Raw genomic sequence first — 21,545 nt, forward strand, 5'->3', positions numbered from 1 at the left:
TCCCCCTGTTTCCCCGTGATTTCCCCGAAAAGCTGTTCCTCCCAGGCTAGTCAGTACCGGCCCCGAGGGAAACGGGCGGGTACCGACCGCCGACGCCGGGGACGGGGCGGAAAGGGCCGCGGCGGTTGTTCGCCGTCCGCCCGCCCCGCCTGTGACACTGGGGCTCGAAATAAAACCGAGGTGCGCCCCGGCCCCAGCCTTATGCAACCTAGAGGGATGCCCGCAGTGAGTTCTCCCGTAGCCCCGCAGCCCGCCCCCACGTTCGCGGAGCTGGCCGCCCGGCTGCCCGGTGTGATGCTGCGCGACGCGCAGCGGCTCGGCCGCCGCCTGGAGGGCACCCGCAAGGTCAGGTCGGCCGAGGGCCGGCAGCAGGTGCTGACCGAGCTGGCGTCCGACTTCGACCGCTCCGAGGCCCGGGTGGCGTCCCGCCGGGCCGCGGTGCCGGTGATCCGGTACCCGCAGGAGCTGCCGGTCGCGCAGAAGAAGGACGAGATCCTGGCCGCCGTCCGCGACCACCAGGTGGTGATCGTGGCGGGCGAGACCGGCTCCGGCAAGACCACCCAGATCCCGAAGATCTGCCTGGAGCTGGGCCGCGGCGTCCAGGGCCTGATCGGTCACACCCAGCCGCGCCGGATCGCCGCCCGCACGGTGGCCGAGCGGGTCGCCGAGGAGCTGGACACCCCGCTGGGCGAGGCGGTCGGCTGGAAGGTCCGGTTCACCGACCAGGCCGGCCAGGACACCCTGGTGAAGCTGATGACGGACGGCATCCTGCTGGCCGAGATCCAGACCGACCGGGACCTGCGCCAGTACGACACCCTGATCATCGACGAGGCGCACGAGCGCAGCCTGAACATCGACTTCCTGCTCGGCTACCTCAAGCAGCTGCTGCCCCGCCGCCCGGACCTCAAGGTGGTCATCACCTCCGCGACCATCGACCCGGAGCGGTTCGCCGCGCACTTCGACGACGCCCCGATCATCGAGGTCTCCGGCCGCACCTACCCGGTGGAGGTCCGCTACCGGCCCCTGGTGGAGGACGAGGACCTCGACGACGAGGACGGCAACGACCGGGACCGCGAGCGGGACCAGATCCAGGGCATCTGCGACGCCGTCGAGGAGCTCCAGGCCGAGGGGCCGGGCGACATCCTGGTGTTCCTCTCCGGCGAGCGCGAGATCCGCGACACCGCGGACGCGCTGACCAAGCTGAGACTGAGGTCCACCGAGGTCCTCCCGCTCTACGCCCGGCTCTCCTCGGCCGAGCAGCACCGGGTCTTCCAGCGGTCCAACTCCCGCCGGGTGGTGCTGGCCACCAACGTCGCCGAGACCTCGCTGACCGTCCCCGGCATCAAGTACGTGATCGACCCGGGCACCGCCCGGATCTCCCGCTACAGCCACCGCACCAAGGTGCAGCGCCTCCCGATCGAGGCCGTCTCGCAGGCCAGCGCCAACCAGCGCAAGGGCCGCTGCGGCCGTACCTCGGACGGCATCTGCATCCGGCTGTACTCGGAGGAGGACTTCCTCTCCCGCCCCGAGTTCACCGACGCCGAGATCCTGCGCACCAACCTGGCCTCGGTGATCCTGCAGATGACGGCCGCGAACCTGGGCGACATCGCGGCCTTCCCGTTCCTCGACCCGCCGGACTCCCGGAACATCAAGGACGGCGTCAACCTGCTGCACGAGCTGGGCGCCCTCGACCCGGACGAGAAGGACCACCGCAAGCGGCTGACCCCGCTGGGCCGCAAGCTCGCCCAGCTCCCGGTCGACCCGCGGATGGCCCGGATGGTGCTGGAGGCCGACCGCCTCGGCTGCGTCCGGGACGTGATGGTGATCGCCGCCGCGCTCTCCATCCAGGACCCGCGCGAGCGCCCCGCCGAGAAGCGCCAGGCCGCCGACGACCGGCACCGCCGCTTCCAGTCGGAGACCTCCGACTTCCTGTCCTACCTGTCGATCTGGCGCTACGTGCGGGAGCAGCAGAAGGAGCTGTCCTCCTCGGCGTTCCGCCGGATGTGCAAGTCCGAGTTCCTCAACTACCTGCGGATACGGGAGTGGCAGGACGTCTACGTCCAGCTGCGCACCATCGCCAAGCAGCTGGGCGTCACCATCGACGAGCCGCTGGACGACGCGGAGCCGGACGCCGACCGGATCCACCAGGCGCTGCTGTCCGGCCTGCTCTCCCACCTGGGCCTGTTCGACGTGGAGAAGCGCGAGTACGCGGGCGCCCGCGGCGCCCGGTTCGCGGTGTTCCCGGGTTCGGGCCTGTTCAAGAAGCCGCCGCGCTGGGTGATGTCGGCCGAGCTGGTGGAGACCTCCCGGCTGTGGGCGCGGATCAACGCGAAGATCGAGCCGGAGTGGGTGGAGCCGCTGGCGGCGCACCTGATCAAGCGCACGTACAGCGAACCGCACTGGGAGAAGAAGGCCGGCGCGGTGCTGGCGTACGAGAAGGTCACCCTGTACGGGCTGCCGATCGTCGCCCAGCGCAAGGTCAACTACGGCCGGATCGACCCGGAGCTGTGCCGGGAGCTTTTCATCCGCACCGCGCTGGTGGAGGGCGACTGGGAGACCCACCACAGGTTCTTCGCGGAGAACCGCAAGCTGCTCGACGAGGTCGAGGAGCTGGAGAACCGGGCCCGCCGCCGGGACATCCTGGTGGACGACCAGACCCTGTTCGACTTCTACGACGCCCGGCTGCCCGAGGACGTGGTCTCCGGGCGGCACTTCGACTCCTGGTGGAAGAAGACCCGCCGCGACCAGCCCGATCTGCTCAACTTCGAGAAGTCGATGCTGATCAACGACTCGGCGGACGGGATCACCGAGGCCGACTACCCGGACTTCTGGCAGCAGGGCAAGCTGCGCTTCCCGCTGACGTACCAGTTCGAGCCGGGCAGCGACGCGGACGGCGTGACGGTGCACATCCCGCTGGCGGTGCTCAACCAGGTGGTCTCGGAGGGCTTCGACTGGCAGATCCCGGGCCTGCGCGCCGAGCTGGTGACGGCCTGGATCCGCTCGCTGCCGAAGGCGGTGCGCCGCAACTTCGTGCCGGCCCCGGACTACGCCCGGGCCGCGATGCGCGAGCTGACGGACCGCCAGGAGCCGTTGCTGCCGACGCTGGAGCGGGTGCTGCACCGGATGTCGGGCCTGCCGATCCCGCCGGAGGCGTGGGACGAGGAGCGGATCCCGGACCACCTGAAGGTGACCTTCCGGGTGGTGGACGGCAAGCGCAAGCTCGCCGAGTCCAAGGACCTGGAGGAGCTGCGCCTGAAGCTCCAGCCGAAGCTGTCCGCGACGCTCTCCAGCGCCGCGTCCGGCCGCGGCATCGAGCGCACCGGCCTGACCGCCTGGCCGGCCGACCTGCCGGTCCTGCAGCGCACCTTCGAGCAGCGCTCCAAGGGCCACTCGCTGCGCGCCTACCCGGCGCTGGTGGACGAGGGCACCGGCGTGGGCATCAAGCTGTTCGACACCCCGGAGGCCCAGCAGCGGGCGATGTGGGCGGGCACCCGCCGCCTGCTGATGCTCCAGGTCAACTCCCCGGCCAAGTCGATCCAGGGCCGGCTGGGCAACCAGGCCAAGCTCGCCCTGTCGTACAACCCGCACGGCTCGGTCCCGGCCCTGTTCGAGGACATCGTGGCGGCCGCGACCGACCGCCTGATGACGCTGAACGGCGGCGTGGTCTGGGACGCGGAGGCGTTCGGCGCGCTGTACGACAAGGTCCGGGCGGACCTGTACGAGCTGTCGGCGGACACCACGCTGAAGACGGCGACGGCGCTGATCGCCTTCCACAAGGCGTCGACCCGGCTGAAGTCGGTCTCCAGCCCGGTGCTGCTGTCCGCGGTGAACGACGTCCGGCTGCACCTGGCCTCGCTGGTGCACCCGGGCTTCGTGGCGGAGACCGGCTGGCAGCGGCTGGGCGACCTGAAGCGCTACCTGCTGGCGGTGGACCGCCGCCTGGAGGCGCTGCCCAACCACCCGCAGCGCGACCTGCAGCACCTGGCGAAGGTGCAGGCGGTGCAGCAGGCGTACGGGGAGCTGCTGGCGAAGGTGCCGGCGGGCCGGGAGCCGTCGCCGGAGGTGCGGGCGGTCCGCTGGATGATCGAGGAGCTGCGGGTGAGCTTCTTCGCCCAGGGCCTGGGGACGCCGAGCCCGGTGTCGGAGAAGCGGATCCTGAAGGCGATGGAGGCCGCCGCGGCGGCCCTCTGAGCCGGGCCGGGAGCCGGCTCCGGGGGCCTCCGGAGCCGGTTCGACCTGGGGGGTCGCCATGCAGTACAGTCTGTCTTGTTCGCAGGCGAGAGCAGGCGGGCAAGGATCAGAACACTGGTCCCGTGGAGCAGTTGGTTAGCTCGCCACCCTGTCAAGGTGGAGGTCGCGGGTTCAAGTCCCGTCGGGATCGCAGTAGCGTGAGGCCCGGAACCGTAAGGTTCCGGGCCTTATCGCGTTTCCGGGCGGGCCACAAGATAACGCCGCTGTGATCACCGTCACTGAACGCCTTTCGAGATGCGACTTCCGGGACATCTCCGCAAAGCACCCTGATTTAATATGTAAAATTGTACTGCCATTCCCGGTAATGCCCCCCTCCCTCAGTCGCCCCAAAGGGAATCACCCGTTCCGCCCTCCGGCGCACTTCCGGACATGCCGGAGGGCCGCCCTTCCGACCCGGCGGAGTCGGAGGGAGCGGCCCTCAAGGCTGTCGGCGGCGCCCCGGCCCGGCGGAGTCGGGGGGCTGCCCAGTCGAGAAACGGGGGATCAGACCTCGGTGCGCTGGGCCGGAATACCGGCCAGCAGGGCACGCACCTCCGCCTCGCGGTAGCGGCGGTGGCCGCCGAGAGTCCGGATCGACGTGAGCTTGCCTGCCTTGGCCCAGCGGGTCACGGTCTTCGGGTCCACACGGAACATCGTGGCGACCTCTGCCGGCGTCAGCAGGGGCTCGGCGTCAGGGGTACGAGCGGTCATGAGCGGCCTCCTCGGAGAACCGAACCAGGCGGTTCTATCCTTCAAATTCTGCACCTTGACCCGTGATGCCCGAAATGGCACGGACGGGCCGAGTCGGTTATAGGACGAACGGCTTGTCCTGGTGTCTACAACTACACCATCCGTCCAGCCCCATCGGCCAAACCGTCAAAATTGACCCCTCACGGGTTCAAGAGCGACGGAAGGCCCCGGACCACCCCATAGCGGACAGTCGCGCAGCGGTGACGTCCGGTCACGGTGCGGCACGCCTGAGTGAGCTTGGGCTGGTTGTCCCATTTTGGCATATAGGTCTGAGTTCGCGTCAACGGTGAGTAGTATCACGTTCCATGGGGATTGACCCGATCCGGGACCATGGTCCCGGAAACCACGGCAATGGTATGGACCATCCTCCCCCTCGACACCGGCATTCGGCCAGTGGCAATTTTCTGACGCCCCGTCGGACGATGCCCGCCCCCGCCCCGGTCGAAGCCCCGCCCGGTCAGGACGCCTGCCGCAGCGCCAGCACCCGCCGCCAGCGCGCCGTGAGCACCTCGTAGGCCCGCAGCGCCGCCGTGGTGTCCCCGGCCCGCAGGGAGCCCAGTCCGTCCGCCAGTTCGCCCACCGAGCGCTCCTCGGCCAGCGCGCGCGGGCCCAGCAGCCGGACCAGGCCGCCGTAGTCCAGCTCCACCAGCGAACGCGGGTGGAACTCCTCCAGCCAGCGCCCGACCTCCTCCGCGCCGTCCACCAGCGGCCCGCCCGGCGCCCGCTCCCGCAGCACCCGGTAGGCCCGGGCCACCCGGCGGCGGGCCTGCACCATCGGCGTCAGGTAGAACAGCGCGGCCGGCTCCGGCCGCTCGCCCTCCCCCGACGAGCCGTACTCGCCGGCCGGCACGTGCCGGCGGTCCTCCTCGCCGAACGGCAGGAACCAGCGCAGCGGCACCTCCCAGCGGCTGGAGGCGATCCACGGCCGGGCGTCGGGGTGCGCCTGCTGCCACTGCGCCCGGTCCGCCTCCGCGGCCGCCCGCAGGGCCGGCGGCAGCGCGGTGTCCACCAGGTGCGCGGGCAGCGTCCGCTGGAGCTCCTGGAGCGCCAGCCAGCCCCGCAGCCGGGTCGTCCAGGGGCAGACGTAGACCACCCCGTCCAACGCCCGCACGAACGCCCGCCCGTCCTCCTGCTCCGGCAGCGGACGGGGCGTCAGGCCCGCCAGCGCGGCCAGCGCGGCCCGCTGCTCGGCCAGCGCCGCCGCGGTCACCGGCCGGGAGGGCCCCTCGGCGTCCGGCCCGTGCTCGGCGGCGTACGCCTGCCAGCGGGCGCGGTCGGGCTCGGGGAAGGCGGCCAGCGGCTCGTAGACCCGCAGCTGCGCGGTGTACGGAGGAAGCACGGTCGTGCGCCAGACGGTCACGCTCCGCATCGTCGCACGCGCCCCCCGAAAGCGTCAGGCCGTCGGGCGAAAGGCTTCGGTCGTCATGCGCCGGGGGCCTCCGGGGGGCAGATTCGAAGGCGTTCCCGGGGCTAGGCTTCGATCAGACGCCCGCACCACCGCCGCGGGCCATCCTTACTGGAGTCACCACCGTGACCGACGTACACACCACGCACCCCGCACCAGGCGTGCTGAGCCGGATCTTCGGCACCGGCCAGGACGGCGAGGGCCACGAGCAGGTCGTGCTCTGCCACGACCGCACCTCCGGCCTCAAGGCGATCATCGCCGTCCACTCCACCGCCCTCGGCCCGGCCCTGGGCGGCACCCGCTTCTTCCCGTACGGGACGGAGGAGGAGGCGCTGCAGGACGCGCTGAACCTCTCCCGCGGGATGAGCTACAAGAACGCCCTCGCCGGGCTCGACCTCGGCGGCGGCAAGGCCGTGATCATCGGCGACCCGGACAAGGACAAGAACGAGGCGATGCTGCGCGCCTACGGGCGCTTCGTGGAGTCCCTGCGCGGCCGCTACATCACCGCCTGCGACGTCGGCACCTACGTGCAGGACATGGACGTGGTGGCCCGCGAGACCTCCCACGTCACCGGCCGCTCGCCCGAGCACGGCGGCGCCGGCGACTCCTCCATCCTGACCGCCTTCGGCGTCTTCCAGGGCATGCGCGCCTCCGCCCGGGCCCGCTGGGGCCAGCCCACCCTGCGCGGCCGGCGGGTCGGCGTCTCGGGCGTCGGCAAGGTCGGCCACTACCTGGTCGGCCACCTGGTCGCGGACGGCGCCACCGTGGTCGTCACGGACGTCTCCGAGGCCGCCGTGAACCGGGTCCGGGCCGCCCACCCGGAGGTCGAGGTGGTGGCCGACACCGCCGCCCTGCTCTCCTCCGCGCTGGACGTCTACGCCCCGTGCGCGCTCGGCGGCGCGCTCACCGACGACACCGTCGCCGTGCTCGGCGCGGCCGGCACCGCGGTGGTCTGCGGCGCGGCCAACAACCAGCTGGCCCACCCGGGCGTCGAGAAGGACCTCGCGGACCGCGGCATCCTGTACGCGCCCGACTACCTGGTGAACTCCGGCGGCGTGATCCAGGTCGCCGACGAGATCGAGGGCTTCAACTTCGACCGGGCCAAGAACAAGGCCACGAAGATCTTCGACACCACCCTGGAGATCTTCACCCGGGCCGCCGCCGACGGGATCCCGCCCGCGGTGGCCGCCGACCGGCTCGCCGAGAAGCGGATGCGGGAGATCAGCGCGTTGCGCTCGGTGCTCCTCCCGGCGGCCCGCCGGAGCTGACCGGGTCCGTCCGTGGTGCGCGGGGCCGGCACCGCCCGGCCCCGCGCATCACGATGTGGAACCGGATTCTCAGTCCGTCCCCCGATCGGGCGATACCGCGCCCCCTTCGGGGGATAATCTCCGTAGGAACGACGGGACCGGCCCTGGGCCGGACAGCCTGCGAAAGCTCCGGAATTCCCCTCTGACCTGGGCGGACCTGGTTCGGGGGGGTTCGGGTGCGCGCCACGTCACACCGGCGACGTACCGTCCGGCGGCGGAAACAGGTACCGTTAATGCTCCAAGGGACGGTTTCCCACTTCGGGCAGGCCGGACCTGATCATCAACACGTGTCAGACTCGGGGCCGTGAGCCCCACCGTTGAGGGGGTCGACCCATGGGGCGCGGCCGGGCCAAGGCCAAGCAGACGAAGGTCGCCCGCGAGCTGAAGTACAACAGCGGCGGGTTCGACGCAAACCGTCTGTCTCACGAGCTGGGTGTATCTCCGTCCACCGCGATCGAGCCTGAGCCGATCGAGGACGACGACGAAGAGGACGACCCTTACGCGGCGTACGCGGACAGGTACAACGATGACGACGACGAGGACGAGGACACCCCTCCGGCTCGTCGCCGCGCGTAACGCACTCCGACCCGGCCGGTCCGAGCGCTCCCCGTGAGCGCCGGGCCGGTTTTCGGCGTCCGCGTGGCGTCCGGACCCGGAGGGCGGGCGGGAACACGGAGGGCCCCACCGCGGTGCGGCGGGGCCCCTCGGCGTGCCTCGGATCAGAACGCCTCGTAGGCGTTGTACAGCGCGGCGCCGCCGTCGTGCTCGTCGGTCCGCTCGACCACGTCGCCGAGCAGCCAGGCCTCCACGTCGCGGTCCTCCAGGACGGCGAGCACGGTGTCGACCGACTCCGGCGGGACGACGGCGACCATGCCGACGCCCATGTTGAGGGTCTTCTCGATCTCCAGGGTCTGCATCGCGCCGACCTTGGCGACGGTGCGGAACACCGGCAGCGGCGACCAGGTGCCGCGGTCCAGGCGGGCGTGCAGGCCGTCCGGGATGACCCGGGCCAGGTTGGCGGCCAGGCCGCCGCCGGTGACGTGCGAGAAGGCGTGGACCTCGGTGGCCCGGGCCAGCGCCAGGCAGTCCAGCGAGTAGATCTTCGTGGGCTCCAGCAGCTCCTCGCCGAGGGTGCGGCCGAACTCCTCGACCCGGCGGTCCAGCGACCAGCCGGCCTGGTTCAGCAGCACGTGCCGGACCAGCGAGTAGCCGTTGGAGTGCAGGCCGGAGGCGGCCATGGCGATCACCACGTCGCCCGCCCGGACCCGGTCCGGGCCGAGCAGCGCGTCCGCCTCGACCACGCCGGTGCCGGCGCCCGCGACGTCGTAGTCGTCCGGGCCGAGCAGGCCCGGGTGCTCGGCGGTCTCGCCGCCGACCAGCGCGCAGCCGGCCAGCGTGCAGCCCTCGGCGATGCCCTTGACGATCGCGGCGACCCGCTCCGGGACGACCTTGCCGACGCAGATGTAGTCGGTCATGAACAGCGGCTCGGCGCCGCACACCACCAGGTCGTCGACGACCATGGCGACCAGGTCGTGGCCGATGGTGTCGTGCTTGTCCATGGCCTGGGCGATGGCGACCTTGGTGCCGACGCCGTCGGTGGCGGTGGCCAGCAGCGGGCGCTCGTAGCGCTTGAAGGCGGAGGCGTCGAACAGTCCGGCGAAGCCGCCGAGCCCGCCGACCACCTCGGGCCGGTTGCTCTTCTTCACCCACTGCTTCATCAGCTCGACGGCACGGTCGCCGGCCTCGATGTCGACACCCGCGGCGGCGTAGGTCGCCCCGGTCTCGTTGCTGGTCACTTGCGGTGGCCCTTTCGAAGTGGTGGTGCTGCCTCCCCGGCCGGGGCCGGGACGGGGTGCCCCCGGCCCGTGCCGGGGGCGTTGCGCACGGTTACGGGCGTCGCAGCGCGTCCGCCGCGCCGGCGCCGCCCAGCAGCGACTGCACGCCGTCCAGGTCGCTGGTCTGCTTGCTGCCGCGGACGGGCTGCTTGGCCTGGCCGCCTGCGATCTCCGCTTCCAGGAGGAGCTTGCCGAGCAGCGCCGGGTCGGGCAGCTCCATCGGGTACTCGCCGTCGAAGCAGGCCCGGCAGAGCTGGTCCTTGGGCTGCTTGGTGGCCTCGATCATCCCGTCGATCGAGATGTAGGCCAGCGAGTCGGCGCCCAGCGAGCGGCCGATCTCCTCGACCGACAGGCCGTTGGCGATCAGCTCGGCACGGGTGGCGAAGTCGATGCCGAAGAAGCACGGCCACTTCACCGGCGGCGAGGAGATCCGGATGTGCACCTCGGCGGCGCCGGCCTCGCGGAGCATCCGGACCAGCGCGCGCTGGGTGTTGCCGCGGACGATCGAGTCGTCGACGACCACCAGGCGCTTGCCGCGGATGACTTCCTTGAGCGGGTTGAGCTTGAGCCGGATGCCGAGCTGGCGGATGGTCTGGTTCGGCTGGATGAAGGTGCGGCCCACGTAGGCGTTCTTCACCAGGCCGGAGCCGAACGGGATGCCGCTGGCCTCGGCGTAGCCGATCGCGGCGGGGGTGCCGGACTCCGGGGTCGCTATCACCAGGTCGGCCTCGACCGGGGCCTCGGCGGCCAGCTTGCGGCCCATCTCCACCCGGGAGAGGTGCACGTTGCGGCCGGCGATGGTGGTGTCGGGGCGGGCCAGGTAGACGTACTCGAAGACGCAGCCCTTGGGCTTGGCCTCGGCGAAGCGCGAGGTGCGCATGCCGTTCTCGTCGATGGCGATCAGCTCGCCGGGCTCCACCTCGCGGATGAAGCTGGCGCCGACGATGTCGAGGGCGGAGGTCTCGGAGGCCACCACCCAGCCGCGCTCGATCCGGCCCAGCACCAGCGGGCGGATGCCCTGCGGGTCGCGGGCGGCGTAGAGCGTGTGCTCGTCCATGAAGACCAGCGAGAAGGCGCCCTTGACGTCCGGCAGCACCTTGCGGGCCGTCTCCTCGATGGAGAGGTCCGGGTGGCCGGCCAGCAGGGCGGTCAGCAGGTCGGTGTCGTTGGTGGCCGCGGTCCGGCCGGAGCGGGAGACGTGCTCCTCGCCCGGCAGTTCGGCGACCATCGCCGCGAGTTCGGCGGTGTTGACCAGGTTTCCGTTGTGGCCGAGGGCCAGCGAGCCGTGAACGGTCGCGCGGAAGGTCGGCTGGGCGTTCTCCCAGACCGAGGACCCGGTGGTCGAGTAGCGGGCATGTCCGACGGCGATATGCCCGTGCAGCGACCCCAGGGAGGTCTCGTCGAAGACCTGGGAGACGAGTCCCATGTCCTTGAAGACGAGAATCTGGGAGCCGTTGCTCACTGCGATGCCCGCGGATTCCTGTCCGCGGTGCTGCAGGGCATACAGGCCGAAGTACGTGAGCTTTGCGACCTCCTCGCCGGGAGCCCAGACACCGAAGACGCCGCAAGCGTCCTGGGGGCCCTTCTCGCCGGGGAGCAGGTCGTGGTTGAGTCGTCCGTCACCACGTGGCACGTCTCCGAGTCTAGGGCAGCCCGGGCGAACGGCCTGATGGCAGCCTCCTGGTACGCGCGTAGATACCGCCGCTTACCAGTTTTTCGCACAACGGGCGGCTGCCTTCACGCCCTTGTCATCAGGGCTTCGCACAGTGGACGGGCCACCGGAACGTGAGCCTGCTCACGCTGGGTGACCGGGACCCGCCCGCCGCTCAGGCGGCGGGCAGCAGCAGCCGCCAGGAGTCCGGGCGGACCGTCCAGGTGCGGTGCCGGACCGGGCCGACCGGGCAGCCGTCGGCCTCGTAGCCGAAGTCGCGGCCGGCCACGGTGAGCAGGCCGGCCCGGTGGCGCTGCGGGCGGCCGTCGAGGTCCAGGGCGAGTTCCATCGCGCCGTCGACCATGGCCACCCGCAGGTGGCGCACCCGCTGGTGGACGTCGGCCAGCAGGCGGCCGTCGGCCTCGATGCGCAGTTCCTCCGGTCCGGTGGGGCTCGCCTGCTCGGCCGCAGCCAATTTCGCCCATAGCGAACGCCAACCACCCGTCCGGCCCTGGCGCGGGCCGGTGAAGCGCACTTCGGCGAGCACCACGCCGCCGCCGTCGTCGAGCAGCAGGTCCAGTCGGCGGGCGGCGCCGGCCAGCACCGCGCGGGCGGCCGCGACCGGCTCGGGGGGCACGCCGAGCAGCCGGGCGGTGGCGGTGGCGACCGGCCCGCCGACCGGGACCAGCCCGACCGGGTCGGTGTCCAACTCCCGTTGCCGGTGCAGGGCCTGGAGCACCCGCTGGAGCGCCTGGTCGGACCCGATCACCACCGCCCGGCGCCTGCCCCGGTGGGCGAGCACCCGGTCGAGTTCGGACGGGCTCTCGGGCAGCGCGACCTTGACGTCGGCACCGCCGCACAGCACGTCCTTGGCGATCCGCACCGATTCGCCGTCGGCCTCCCGGGCCGACGGATCGAGCAGGACCAGCAGCGGCCCGGGGGCCCCGGCGTCGTCCGGGGGGCGGGATACGGGCGTGGACAGCGACGACACGACCGGTCCTTCCTCAGGTAATCTCTCGGTGCAAGAGCCCCTTGCGCCATTGCGCCAGGGGCTTCGTCCATCTCGGGCCAGACTGCGGTCTACGCAGGATGCCCCAACCGGAAGGGGTGTACGCCTGTGCCGGCACTCGTGCTCGTTGGTGCCCAGTGGGGAGACGAGGGCAAGGGGAAGGCCACCGACCTCCTCGGCGGCTCCGTCGACTACGTCGTCCGCTACCAGGGCGGCAACAACGCCGGTCACACGGTGGTCATCGGCGACCAGAAGTACGCCCTGCACCTGCTGCCTTCCGGCATCCTCAGCCCCAACGTCGTGCCGGTGATCGGCAACGGCGTGGTGATCGACCCGGGCGTGCTGCTCTCCGAGCTCAAGGGCCTGGACGAGCGCGGCATCGACACCTCGAAGCTGCTGATCTCGGGCAACGCCCACCTGATCACCCCGTACCACCGGACGCTGGACAAGGTCACCGAGCGCTTCCTCGGCAAGCGGCGGATCGGCACCACCGGGCGCGGCATCGGCCCGGCCTACGCCGACAAGATCAACCGCGTCGGCATCCGGGTCCAGGACCTGTTCGACGAGTCGATCCTGCGCCAGAAGATCGAGGCGGCGCTGCACGACAAGAACCAGCTGCTGGTCAAGCTCTACAACCGGCGCGCGATCCCGGCCGAGCTGGTGCTCGAGGAGTACCTGGGCTACGCCGAGAAGATCAAGCCGTACCTGGCCGACACCACCCTGGTCCTGGACGAGGCGCTGAAGGCGAACAAGGTCGTCCTGCTGGAGGGCGGCCAGGGCACCCTGCTGGACGTCGACCACGGCACGTACCCGTTCGTCACCTCGTCGAACCCGACCTCCGGCGGCGCCTGCACCGGTTCCGGCATCGGCCCGACCAAGATCGACCGGGTCATCGGCATCCTGAAGGCGTACACCACCCGGGTCGGCTCGGGCCCGTTCCCGACCGAGCTGCTGGACGCCGACGGCGAGGCGCTGCGCCGGATCGGCGGCGAGCGCGGCGTCACCACCGGGCGCGACCGGCGCTGCGGCTGGTTCGACGCGGTGATCGCCCGCTACGCGACCCGGGTCAACGGCCTGACCGACTTCTTCCTCACCAAGCTGGACGTGCTGACCGGCTGGGAGCAGATCCCGGTCTGCGTGGCGTACGAGATCGACGGCAAGCGGGTCGAGGAACTCCCGTACAACCAGTCGGACTTCCACCACGCCAAGCCGGTCTACGAGAACCTGCCCGGCTGGAGCGAGGACATCTCGAAGGCGCAGACCTTCGGCGACCTGCCGAAGAACGCGCAGGCGTACGTGAAGGCGCTGGAGGAGATGTCGGGCGCCCCGATCTCGGCGATCGGCGTCGGCCCCGGCCGGACCGAGACCATCCAGGTCAACTCCTTCCTGTAAGGCGTCCGCGGCAGGCCCGGCGTCCCCGTCCGCGGGGGTGCCGGGCCTTTCGCACGGCCCGGGATGTTTGCACTAGTGCAGATATGGCTTGCTACTGGTGCAAAGCTGGCCCTACGGTGGGGCGCATGACCGCGAAGCTGCCCGCACCCGTCGTCCTGTCCGGCCGGCACGTCCGGCTGGAGCCGCTGACCCGCGCCCACGTGCCCGACCTGTTCGCGGCCGGCGGCGGGGACGAGGAGGTGTGGCGGTGGATCCCCGTCCCGATGCCGCGCACCGAGGCGGACATGGCGGCGGTCGTCGACACCCGGCTGGCCGACCCGGACTGCGTCCCGTTCGCGGTGGTGGCGGTCGGCAGCGGGCGGGCGGTCGGGATGAGCTGCTACTACGACGCCGCCGCCGAGGACGAACTGCTGGAGATCGGCGGCACCTGGTACGCCCGCGCGGTGTGGCGCACCGCGGTGAACACCGAGGCCAAGCTGCTGCTGCTGACGCACGCCTTCGAGGAGCTCGGCATGGGCCGGGTGTCCTGGCAGACCGACCACCGCAACGAGCGCTCGCAGAACGCGATCCGGCGGCTCGGCGCCGTCCACGAGGGCACCTTCCGGCGGAACAAGCGGCGCCCGGACGGCAGTTGGCGCGACAGCGTGCACTTCTCGATGCTGGCCGGCGAGTGGCCCGCCGCCAAGGCCCGGCTGACCGGGCGGCTGGCGGCCGGCTGAGCCCGCCGCGGGGCGCCGGTGCGTCAGTAGATGGCGGCGGAGACGATCGCGGCCACGGCCAGGTTGGTGGAGGCGGTCACCCAGACCGCCGGGTGCGGCTCGCTGTCGACCAGCAGCTCGCCCAGCTTCCCCGGCGTCACCAGGTCCAGCACCCAGAACGAGACGGCCATCAGCAGCAGGCCGAACACCCCGAACACGGCCGCCGCCGCCAGGCCCTTGCCGAACTCCTGGTAGGTCGACATCACCGCGGTGAACACGATCGCGCCGATCGCCAGCAGCGCCGAGCTGAGCACCACGGCGGCGTTCCGGTTGCGCTCGATCCAGATCTGCCGGCGCAGCTCACCGGGCGTCAGCACGTCGACCAGCACCACGCCGAGCAGCAGCAGGACCAGCCCGACCGCACCGTACGCGGACGCGTATCCCAGCTGGTGAAGGATGTCGCTCATGCGTCCCGCCCCTCCTGCCTGTCCGGCCGCCGGCCCCGTGCCGAGGACCGGCACAACATAGCGCACGGGGCGGGCGCGGCCGGGGGCCGCGGGCGGCCGCGGCTCAGTCGTTGTGCTCGACCAGGCGGTCCAGGCAGACCGCGACGGCGATCATCAGCGGGACGTCGACGCCGTCGGCGATCTCCACGCCGTAGGTGTCGCGGATCCGGAACCACTTGCGGGAGACCTCGGCGAGGTGGTGGCCGTCGCCCTTGACCGTGTACTCCTTGTCGATCAGGTCGCCGTGGATCTCGTACTCGCCGCCGTTCTCCAGCTCCACGTGGTACTTGTCGTGGAACGGGGTGAACAGCTTCTTGCGGACGGTCGCCACCACGTCCCCGTCGGCGTTCTCGATCTTCATCGCGTCGCGGACGGTCAGCACCTTCTCCCGGATGGTGGCGACCGTGTTGCCCGCCGGGTCCTGCAGCTCGAAGGTGTCGCGCATCCGCAGCACCTTGCCGTCCACCAGGAAGCACTTCTCGCCGTGCTCGTCCTCGACCCAGTAGTCGTCGCCGACCGCGAAGAGGCGCTCCTTGACCACGAACTTCCGACCCATGTCCCCGACTCCTCGTCTGCTCGCCGGCCCGCCGTCGGGCGGCACCCGCCATGGTGCCACCGGGGGCTACGTCAAGTCCCACAACAGGCGGTAGTACGCGAGGCGCCCGGCGTCCTCCTCGACCCCGTACGCCTCCAGCAGGGGACGCTCCCAGCCCGGGCCGTAGTTCCACACCGTGCTCCAGGACGCCACCGCCAGGTCCGCCCAGCGGTCGGCCGTCCCGAGCGCGCCCAGGTCGACGTGGCCGGACGGGCGGCCGTCCGCCCCGACCAGGGTGTTGGGCGCGCAGGCGTCCCCGTGGCAGACCACCTCGACGTCCACCGGCGGCGGGTCGGCCAGCACCGCCAACGCCCGGTCCACGCTGCCGTGGTGGCGCAGGTCCGGATGCCAGTGGGCCGGGTCGCGGCGCAGCTCGACGGCCCGGGCGACCCGGGCGGGCGCCGACCAGTCGTACGGGCAGCCGGCCACCGGCAGCGCCTCGTGGAAGGCCCGCAGGCCCTCGCCGATCGCCCGGACGGCCGTCGCCGGATCCCGCTTGAGCTGCTCGTCGACGGCGGAACGGCCCGGCAGGCCGGCCGTCAGCAGCCAGCGGCCGCCCTCGCCGTCGCCGCCCAGGCCGAGCACCTCCGGGACGGTGGTGAACCGCCGGGCCCAGCTCAGCCGTTCGGCCTCCGCCGCGAAGTCCGCCGGGCTGCCGGGCGGCGCCCACTTCACGAACCGCCGGCCCGGGCCGTCGCCGAGCCGGAACGTCAGGCCGTGCAGCTCGTTGCGCCACACCGCGACGACCGGCTCACCGGCCGCCAACTCGGCGACGGCGGGCGGAACTTCGACATCGTCCTCGGGCACGTACGCGATCATCCGGCCATTGTCGCGCGCGGGCCTGGCGGCGTCATGCAGGTTTCGGCGCGCGGCCGGACGGGAGCGGACGGAACCGGGGCGGGGCGCCGGACGTACTAGACGTACTACCGGCTACCGGCTACCGGCCGGTGGCGGAGCCGGGGGACGGGAGCCGGGGAGACCGGAGACGGAGGTCGGCATGGCCGAGGGGAACGGCGGCCCGGACGGGCCAGGGGCGAGGGCGGAAACGGGGGCGGGCGAGCTGCTCGGCACCGGCCGTACCGCGGACGTCTTCGCGCTGCCCGACGGGCGGGTGCTGCGCCGCTACCGCGACGGGACCGACGCGCGGGGCGAGGCCGAGCTGATGGCGCACCTCGCCGGGCACGGCTACCCCGTACCGGCCGCGCAGCCCGGCGAGCGGCCCACCGACCTGCTGATGGAACGGCTGGACGGCCCCACCCTGGCGCAGGCCGTCGCCACCGGCGCGCTCGCGCCCGCCGCCGCCGGGCAGCTGCTCGCCGACCTGCTGCGCCGGCTGCACGCCGTCCCGCCGCGCACCGCCGCCCGGCCCGGCGACCGGGTGCTGCACCTCGACCTGCACCCCGAGAACGTGCTGCTCACCGCCCGCGGGCCGGTCGTCATCGACTGGAACACCGCCACCGAGGGCGATCCCGCCCTGGACGCCGCGATGAGCGCCGTCGTCCTCGCCCAGGCCATGCTCGGCATGCCCGAGTTCGCCGCCCTCGCCCCCGCGATCCTGGTCCCGCTGCTGCGCGCCCTGCCGCCCGTCCCCGACCACCAGCTGGCCGCGGCCCGGGCCCGCCGCGCCGCCAACCCGACCCTCGGCCCCGCCGACCACGCCCGCCTGGACGCGGCCGTCGCCCTGGTCCGCGACTGCGCGGCCCGCGCGGACTGAGCGGGATCAGACCTCCGCGGGGGTGCCGACCAGCTCGGTCAGGAACTCCAGCCGGGCAGTCACCGGCCCGGTCCGCCGGGCCGACTCCAGCGCGGCCCGGGCCTCCTCCGGGCGGCCCGCGCGGTGCAGGGCCGGCGCCAGGGTCGCGTACGCCATGCCGCGGCGCAGCGGGACGCTGCCGACGGCGGCGGCCGACCGGGCCTCGTCGATCGCCGATCCGGTGCGGCCCAGGGCGAGTTCGTGCAGCGCCTCCAGGTCGCTGCCGGCCCGGAGGGCGCGCGGCAGTCGGCGGGCGGCGGCGTACAGGACGGCGAACGCCTCGCGGTCGGCGTCGTCGGCGGCGCCGGTCTCGTCCAGGTAGGCCGGCGCCCGGGCGTGCAGCAGGACGGCGACGGCGTTCCCGCCGGCGGCCGACTCCTGTGCCGGACCGGCGAGTTCGCGGTAGCGGCCCTCGGCGAGCAGCACGCTCCGCACGGCCTCCGCGGTGGCCGCGGCGTCGGTGGAGGGCGGCAGCGCGTCCAGCAGGCGGCGGCCCTCGGCGACGTCGCGCTGCAGCGCCGACAGCACCTCCCAGACCGCCGGGTCCCCCGGTTCGCCCACCGGTCCCGCGTACACGGTGGCCGTCAGCAGCATCGGCCCCACCGCGCCCAGCAGGCACGTCGCCTCGGCGAGCCGGCCGAAGCCCCCGCCCGCCAGGGCCAGCAGCTGCGAACCCAGCACCACCGTCCCCAGGAACAGCAGCAGGGCCGACACCAGCCGTCCCGGAGTCAGCGCGGGCCCGGCGGTGAGGGACGTCGGACGCAGCGCCGGCAGCGGGATCCGCCGCAGCTGCCACAGCCCGCGCCGCCCCACCGAACTGCGGACCGGCGCGCCGACCCCGAACGTCCAGCCGCCGGAGCCCAGCCCGAACAGCCGCCCCGGCCCGGCCAGGTAGCCCGCCGAGAGCCAGTCGGAGACGAACGCGCCCACCAGCGCCCCGGCCGCGGCCGGCAGCAGCCGTCCCGGGCCGTCCCCCGTCCGCGGGACCAACATCACCACGAGCACCGCCGCAGTGACGCCCCGGTGGATCCGGCCGACCAGTTTCCAGCGCCGCAGCTCTCTTCCCACGGCGGGAGATCGTGCCAGACCCGTGCCAGACCCGTGCCCGCCCCGGAAACCGCCCCTCCCGCCCTCACCGCCCGCCCGGCGGGCTCCCGCCGCGCGATGAGGTTCACTTGGGGCATGACTTCTCGTGCACGCGTCCGCGCCCCCGAACTGGTGGGCAAGGGCGGATGGCTGAACACCGGCGGCAAGGACCTGTCGCTGGTGGACTTCCGCGGCAAGATCGTGATCGCGGACTTCTGGACCTTCTGCTGCATCAACTGCCTCCACGTCCTGGACGAGCTCCGGGAGTTGGAGGAGAAGCACCGGGACACCGTGGTGATCGTCGGCGTGCACTCGCCGAAGTTCGTCCACGAGGCGGACCACCGGGCGGTGGTGGACGCGGTGGCCCGGTACGAGGTGCACCATCCGGTGTTGGACGACCCGGAGCTGGTGACGTGGAAGCAGTACGCGGTGCGGGCCTGGCCGACGCTGGTGGTGATCGACCCGGAGGGGTACGTGGTCGCCCAGCACGCGGGCGAGGGGCACGCGCACGCGATCGCCAAGCTGGTGGAGGAGCTGGAGGCGGAGCACGCGGCGAAGGGGACGCTGCGGCGCGGCGACGGGCCGTACGTGGCGCCCGAGCCGGAGGCGGGCGACCTGCGGTTCCCGGGGAAGGCGGTGCGGCTGCCGGACGGGCACTACCTGGTCGCGGACTCGGGGCACCACGCGCTGGTGGAGCTGGACGCGGACGGCGAGACGGTGCTGCGGCGGATCGGCGACGGGGTGCGCGGGCTGGTGGACGGGGCCGCGCCGCGGTTCAGCGAGCCGCAGGGCCTGGCGCTGGTGCCGGAGGGTCTCGGCCTGGGCTACGACGTGGTGGTGGCCGACACCGTGAACCACGCGCTGCGCGGGGTGCGGCTGGCGGACGGCAGCGTGACCACGCTGGCGGGCACCGGGAAGCAGTGGTGGCAGGGTTCGCCGACCTCGGGAGCGGCCCGCGAGGTCGACCTGTCCTCGCCGTGGGACGTGGCGTTCTTCGACGGCCGGGTGTGGATCGCCATGGCGGGCGTGCACCAGCTGTGGTCCTTCGACCCGGCGGCCGGGACGGTCGCCGTCGCGGCGGGCACCACCAACGAGGGCCTGGTGGACGGCCCGGCCGACGAGGCGTGGTTCGCCCAGCCGTCCGGCCTGGCGGTGTCCGCGGACGGCGAGCGGATGTGGGTGGCCGACTCGGAGACCTCCGCGCTGCGCTGGGTTTCACGTGGAACCCACGAGGTGCGAACCGCCGTCGGCACCGGCCTGTTCGACTTCGGGCACCGGGACGGCGCGGCCGGACAGGCCCTGCTGCAGCACCCGCTGGGCGTGACCGTGCTGCCGGACGGCTCGGTGGCGGTCAGCGACACCTACAACCACGCGCTGCGCCGCTACGACCCGGCGTCCGGCGAGGTCAGCACGCTGGCCACCGACCTGCGCGAGCCGTCCGGCGCGGTGGTGGTGGACGGCGACATCGTGGTGGTGGAGTCGGCCCGGCACCGGCTGACCAGGCTGCGGCTGCCCGAGGAGGCGGTCCGGGTGGAGGCGGTCGCGCACCGCACGCGGCGGGCCGCCACCGAGGTCGCCCCGGGGGCGCTGCGGTTGGACGTGGTGTTCTCCGCGCCGACCGGCCAGAAGCTGGACGAGCGCTACGGCCCGTCGACCCGGCTGCTGGTCAGCGCGACCCCGCCGGAGCTGCTGGTGTCGGGCGCGGGCGCGGACAGCGCGCTGAGCCGCGAGCTGGTGCTCTCCGACGAGGTCGCCGAGGGCGTGCTGCACGTCTCGGCGATGGCGGCGTCCTGCGACGACGACCCGGAGATCGAGTACCCGGCCTGCCACGTGCACCAGCAGGACTGGGGCGTGCCGGTGCGGCTGGTGGCGGGCGGCGCGGGCCGGCTGCCGCTGGTGCTGGCCGGGATGGAGTGAGACGCGGACGGGGGCGGGCCCGCGGGCCCGCCCCCGTCGTCCGGTGGGCTGCTCAGCCCTCCAGGAACGCCTTGATCGCGCTCGCCAGGTAGTGCGGGTCCTCGGCGCCGCACAGCTCGCGGGCGGAGTGCATGGACAGCGCGGCGATGCCGCAGTCCACGGTGGTGATGCCGAGCCGGGCCGCGGTGATCGGGCCGATCGTGGTGCCGCAGGGCATCGCGTTGTTGGAGACGAAGGACTGCCACGGCACGCCGGCCTTCTCGCAGGCGGCGGCGAACACCGCCCGGCCGACGCCGTCGGTGGCGTACCGGTTGTTGACGTTGACCTTGAGGATCGGGCCGCCGTTGGGCATCGGGTGGTGGCCGGGCTCGTGCCGCTCGCTGTAGTTGGGGTGCACGGCGTGGCCCATGTCGGAGGACAGGCAGACGGTGCCGGCCAGGGCGCGGGCGCGGTCCTCGAAGCTGCCGCCGCGGGCGTGGCAGGAGCGCTCCAGCACGTTGCCGAGCAGCGGGCTCTGCGCGCCGGTGTCGGACTCGCTGCCGGTCTCCTCGTGGTCGAAGGCGGCCAGCACCGGGATGTACGGGAGTTCGCCGCCGGCCTCAGCGACGGCGGCCAGCGCGGCGGTGGCGGCGTGCACGGACAGCTGGTTGTCCAGCCGGGGCCCGGCCAGCAGTTCGCGGTCGCGGCCCAGGTAGGCGGGCGGCTGCACGTCGTGCGCCATCAGGTCCCAGCCGGCGATGTCGGCGGCGGCCAGGCCGGCCTTGTCCGCGACGTACTCGAGCAGGGCGCCCTCGGTGGTGCCGCCGATTCCCCAGATCGGCGTCAGGTGGCGCTGGCGGTCGAGCTTGAGGCCGTCGTTGACCCCGCGGTCGAGGTGGATGGCCAGCTGCGGGACGCGCAGCAGCGGCTCGTCCAGGTGCACCAGCCGGGTGGTGCCGTCGCGCAGCGCGAGCCGGCCGGAGAGCCCGAGGTCCCGGTCGAGCCAGGTGTTGAGCGGGACGCCGCCGTAGATCTCCACGGCGACCTGCCGCCAGCCGGCCGAGCTGGTGTCGGGGACGGGCTTGACCCGCAGGTTCGGCGAGTCGGTGTGGGTGCCGACCACCCGGTAGGGGGTGGCGGCCGTCGCGTTCTCCGGCACGTACCAGGCGACCAGCGCGCCCCCGCGCACCAGGTAGCGGCCCCCGCTGCCGCCGTCCCAGGCGTCCGTCTCGCTGACCCGGCGGAAGCCGACCCGCTCCAGCCGCTCGGCCGCGCTCGCCACCGCGTGGTAAGGCGAGGGGGAGGCGGCGAGGAAGGCGATGAGGTCGTCCGTGTGCTTCCGGTCGAAGTGGGCCGTTCGGGCGGCGGTCGACATTTTGCTCCTGGGTAGAGGGCGGGGCGGGCCGGTTGGGGTTGCGGGTCCGCCCCCTGA

General features: G+C 72.8%; 17 protein-coding genes and 1 tRNA gene. 8 read left to right on the plus strand and 10 right to left on the minus strand.

What is annotated here, in order from left to right:
- The first annotated feature begins 216 nt into the window (after positions 1-216).
- Positions 217-4,191 (plus strand): ATP-dependent RNA helicase HrpA, encoded by a 3,975-nt coding sequence (gene hrpA / locus EDD39_RS05855; protein WP_123553718.1) that lies wholly within the window; start codon positions 217-219, stop codon positions 4,189-4,191.
- Positions 4,192-4,307: 116 nt separating this feature from the next.
- Positions 4,308-4,381, plus strand: a tRNA-Asp gene (locus EDD39_RS05860).
- A 353-nt stretch (positions 4,382-4,734) separates the two neighbouring features.
- On the opposite strand, the gene bldC is transcribed toward EDD39_RS05860, so the two are convergent.
- Together bldC and EDD39_RS05870 are read right to left on the minus strand one after the other, a co-directional pair.
- The gene (gene bldC / locus EDD39_RS05865) at positions 4,735-4,941 is read right to left on the minus strand and encodes a developmental transcriptional regulator BldC (RefSeq protein ID WP_030459248.1); all 207 of its coding nucleotides are present in this window, start codon (positions 4,939-4,941) and stop codon (positions 4,735-4,737) included.
- Positions 4,942-5,437: 496 nt separating this feature from the next.
- Positions 5,438-6,340 carry a DUF8083 family protein gene (locus EDD39_RS05870; protein ID WP_244256614.1) on the minus strand — a complete coding sequence of 301 codons (903 nt, stop codon included), beginning with the start codon at positions 6,338-6,340 and terminating at the stop codon, positions 5,438-5,440.
- Between the two features lie 170 nt (positions 6,341-6,510).
- On the opposite strand from EDD39_RS05870, the gene EDD39_RS05875 reads away from it, so the two are divergent.
- Positions 6,511-7,653 carry a Glu/Leu/Phe/Val dehydrogenase dimerization domain-containing protein gene (locus EDD39_RS05875; RefSeq protein ID WP_123553723.1) on the plus strand — a complete coding sequence of 381 codons (1,143 nt, stop codon included), beginning with the start codon at positions 6,511-6,513 and terminating at the stop codon, positions 7,651-7,653.
- Between the two features lie 372 nt (positions 7,654-8,025).
- Positions 8,026-8,268 (plus strand): DUF3073 domain-containing protein, encoded by a 243-nt coding sequence (locus tag EDD39_RS05880; protein WP_030459251.1) that lies wholly within the window; start codon positions 8,026-8,028, stop codon positions 8,266-8,268.
- A gap of 143 nt (positions 8,269-8,411) precedes the next feature.
- On the opposite strand, the gene purM is transcribed toward EDD39_RS05880, so the two are convergent.
- The 3 genes from purM to EDD39_RS05895 form a co-directional block, all read right to left on the minus strand.
- A complete protein-coding gene (gene purM / locus EDD39_RS05885) occupies positions 8,412-9,488 on the minus strand; it encodes a phosphoribosylformylglycinamidine cyclo-ligase (RefSeq protein WP_123553725.1) in 1,077 nt (358 codons plus the stop codon).
- 91 nt (positions 9,489-9,579) lie between these two features.
- Positions 9,580-11,160 carry an amidophosphoribosyltransferase gene (gene purF, locus EDD39_RS05890; protein ID WP_030918473.1) on the minus strand — a complete coding sequence of 527 codons (1,581 nt, stop codon included), beginning with the start codon at positions 11,158-11,160 and terminating at the stop codon, positions 9,580-9,582.
- A 193-nt stretch (positions 11,161-11,353) separates the two neighbouring features.
- Positions 11,354-12,169, minus strand: coding sequence for a diacylglycerol kinase (locus EDD39_RS05895; RefSeq protein ID WP_244256615.1), 816 nt, complete (start codon positions 12,167-12,169; stop codon positions 11,354-11,356).
- Positions 12,170-12,295: 126 nt separating this feature from the next.
- Here EDD39_RS05895 and EDD39_RS05900 point away from each other — a divergent pair, with 126 nt between their 5' ends.
- Both EDD39_RS05900 and EDD39_RS05905 read left to right on the plus strand, forming a co-directional pair.
- Positions 12,296-13,579 (plus strand): adenylosuccinate synthase, encoded by a 1,284-nt coding sequence (locus tag EDD39_RS05900; protein WP_123553727.1) that lies wholly within the window; start codon positions 12,296-12,298, stop codon positions 13,577-13,579.
- A 125-nt stretch (positions 13,580-13,704) separates the two neighbouring features.
- Positions 13,705-14,298: a GNAT family N-acetyltransferase gene (locus EDD39_RS05905; RefSeq protein WP_123553729.1), complete on the plus strand. Its 594-nt coding sequence runs from the start codon at positions 13,705-13,707 to the stop codon at positions 14,296-14,298.
- Between the two features lie 23 nt (positions 14,299-14,321).
- Here the strand turns inward: EDD39_RS05905 and EDD39_RS05910 are convergent, their stop codons facing one another.
- From EDD39_RS05910 to EDD39_RS05920, 3 genes are all read right to left on the minus strand, one after another.
- Positions 14,322-14,744, minus strand: coding sequence for a DUF350 domain-containing protein (locus EDD39_RS05910; RefSeq protein ID WP_030459257.1), 423 nt, complete (start codon positions 14,742-14,744; stop codon positions 14,322-14,324).
- Between the two features lie 103 nt (positions 14,745-14,847).
- Entirely contained in the window at positions 14,848-15,339 is a 492-nt protein-coding gene (locus EDD39_RS05915; protein WP_123553731.1) for an LURP-one-related/scramblase family protein, read from the minus strand.
- 66 nt (positions 15,340-15,405) lie between these two features.
- Positions 15,406-16,197 (minus strand): aminoglycoside 3'-phosphotransferase, encoded by a 792-nt coding sequence (locus EDD39_RS05920; protein WP_123553733.1) that lies wholly within the window; start codon positions 16,195-16,197, stop codon positions 15,406-15,408.
- Between the two features lie 178 nt (positions 16,198-16,375).
- On the opposite strand from EDD39_RS05920, the gene EDD39_RS05925 reads away from it, so the two are divergent.
- On the plus strand, positions 16,376-17,092 hold the full coding sequence (locus tag EDD39_RS05925) for a phosphotransferase (RefSeq protein WP_123553735.1): 717 nt from the start codon (positions 16,376-16,378) through the stop codon (positions 17,090-17,092).
- Positions 17,093-17,098: 6 nt separating this feature from the next.
- On the opposite strand, the gene EDD39_RS05930 is transcribed toward EDD39_RS05925, so the two are convergent.
- On the minus strand, positions 17,099-18,199 hold the full coding sequence (locus tag EDD39_RS05930) for a hypothetical protein (RefSeq protein ID WP_123553737.1): 1,101 nt from the start codon (positions 18,197-18,199) through the stop codon (positions 17,099-17,101).
- A 114-nt stretch (positions 18,200-18,313) separates the two neighbouring features.
- Between EDD39_RS05930 and EDD39_RS05935 the strand changes: the two genes are divergently transcribed.
- Positions 18,314-20,134, plus strand: coding sequence for an NHL domain-containing thioredoxin family protein (locus EDD39_RS05935; protein WP_123553739.1), 1,821 nt, complete (start codon positions 18,314-18,316; stop codon positions 20,132-20,134).
- Positions 20,135-20,186: 52 nt separating this feature from the next.
- On the opposite strand, the gene EDD39_RS05940 is transcribed toward EDD39_RS05935, so the two are convergent.
- On the minus strand, positions 20,187-21,488 hold the full coding sequence (locus EDD39_RS05940) for a M18 family aminopeptidase (RefSeq protein WP_123553741.1): 1,302 nt from the start codon (positions 21,486-21,488) through the stop codon (positions 20,187-20,189).
- Positions 21,489-21,545: the final 57 nt, after the last annotated feature.

Source organism: Kitasatospora cineracea, assembly GCF_003751605.1.
Lineage (GTDB): Bacteria > Actinomycetota > Actinomycetes > Streptomycetales > Streptomycetaceae > Kitasatospora > Kitasatospora cineracea.

Coding starts and splice junctions, on each gene's coding strand:
- bldC (WP_030459248.1), bottom strand. CDS start 4,941: ATGACCGCTCGTACCCCTGACGCCGAGCCCCTGCTGACGCCGGCAGAG.
- EDD39_RS05910 (WP_030459257.1), bottom strand. CDS start 14,744: ATGAGCGACATCCTTCACCAGCTGGGATACGCGTCCGCGTACGGTGCG.
- EDD39_RS05880 (WP_030459251.1), top strand. CDS start 8,026: ATGGGGCGCGGCCGGGCCAAGGCCAAGCAGACGAAGGTCGCCCGCGAG.
- hrpA (WP_123553718.1), top strand. CDS start 217: ATGCCCGCAGTGAGTTCTCCCGTAGCCCCGCAGCCCGCCCCCACGTTC.
- EDD39_RS05940 (WP_123553741.1), bottom strand. CDS start 21,488: ATGTCGACCGCCGCCCGAACGGCCCACTTCGACCGGAAGCACACGGAC.
- EDD39_RS05915 (WP_123553731.1), bottom strand. CDS start 15,339: ATGGGTCGGAAGTTCGTGGTCAAGGAGCGCCTCTTCGCGGTCGGCGAC.
- EDD39_RS05905 (WP_123553729.1), top strand. CDS start 13,705: ATGACCGCGAAGCTGCCCGCACCCGTCGTCCTGTCCGGCCGGCACGTC.
- EDD39_RS05925 (WP_123553735.1), top strand. CDS start 16,376: ATGGCCGAGGGGAACGGCGGCCCGGACGGGCCAGGGGCGAGGGCGGAA.
- EDD39_RS05935 (WP_123553739.1), top strand. CDS start 18,314: ATGACTTCTCGTGCACGCGTCCGCGCCCCCGAACTGGTGGGCAAGGGC.
- EDD39_RS05920 (WP_123553733.1), bottom strand. CDS start 16,197: ATGATCGCGTACGTGCCCGAGGACGATGTCGAAGTTCCGCCCGCCGTC.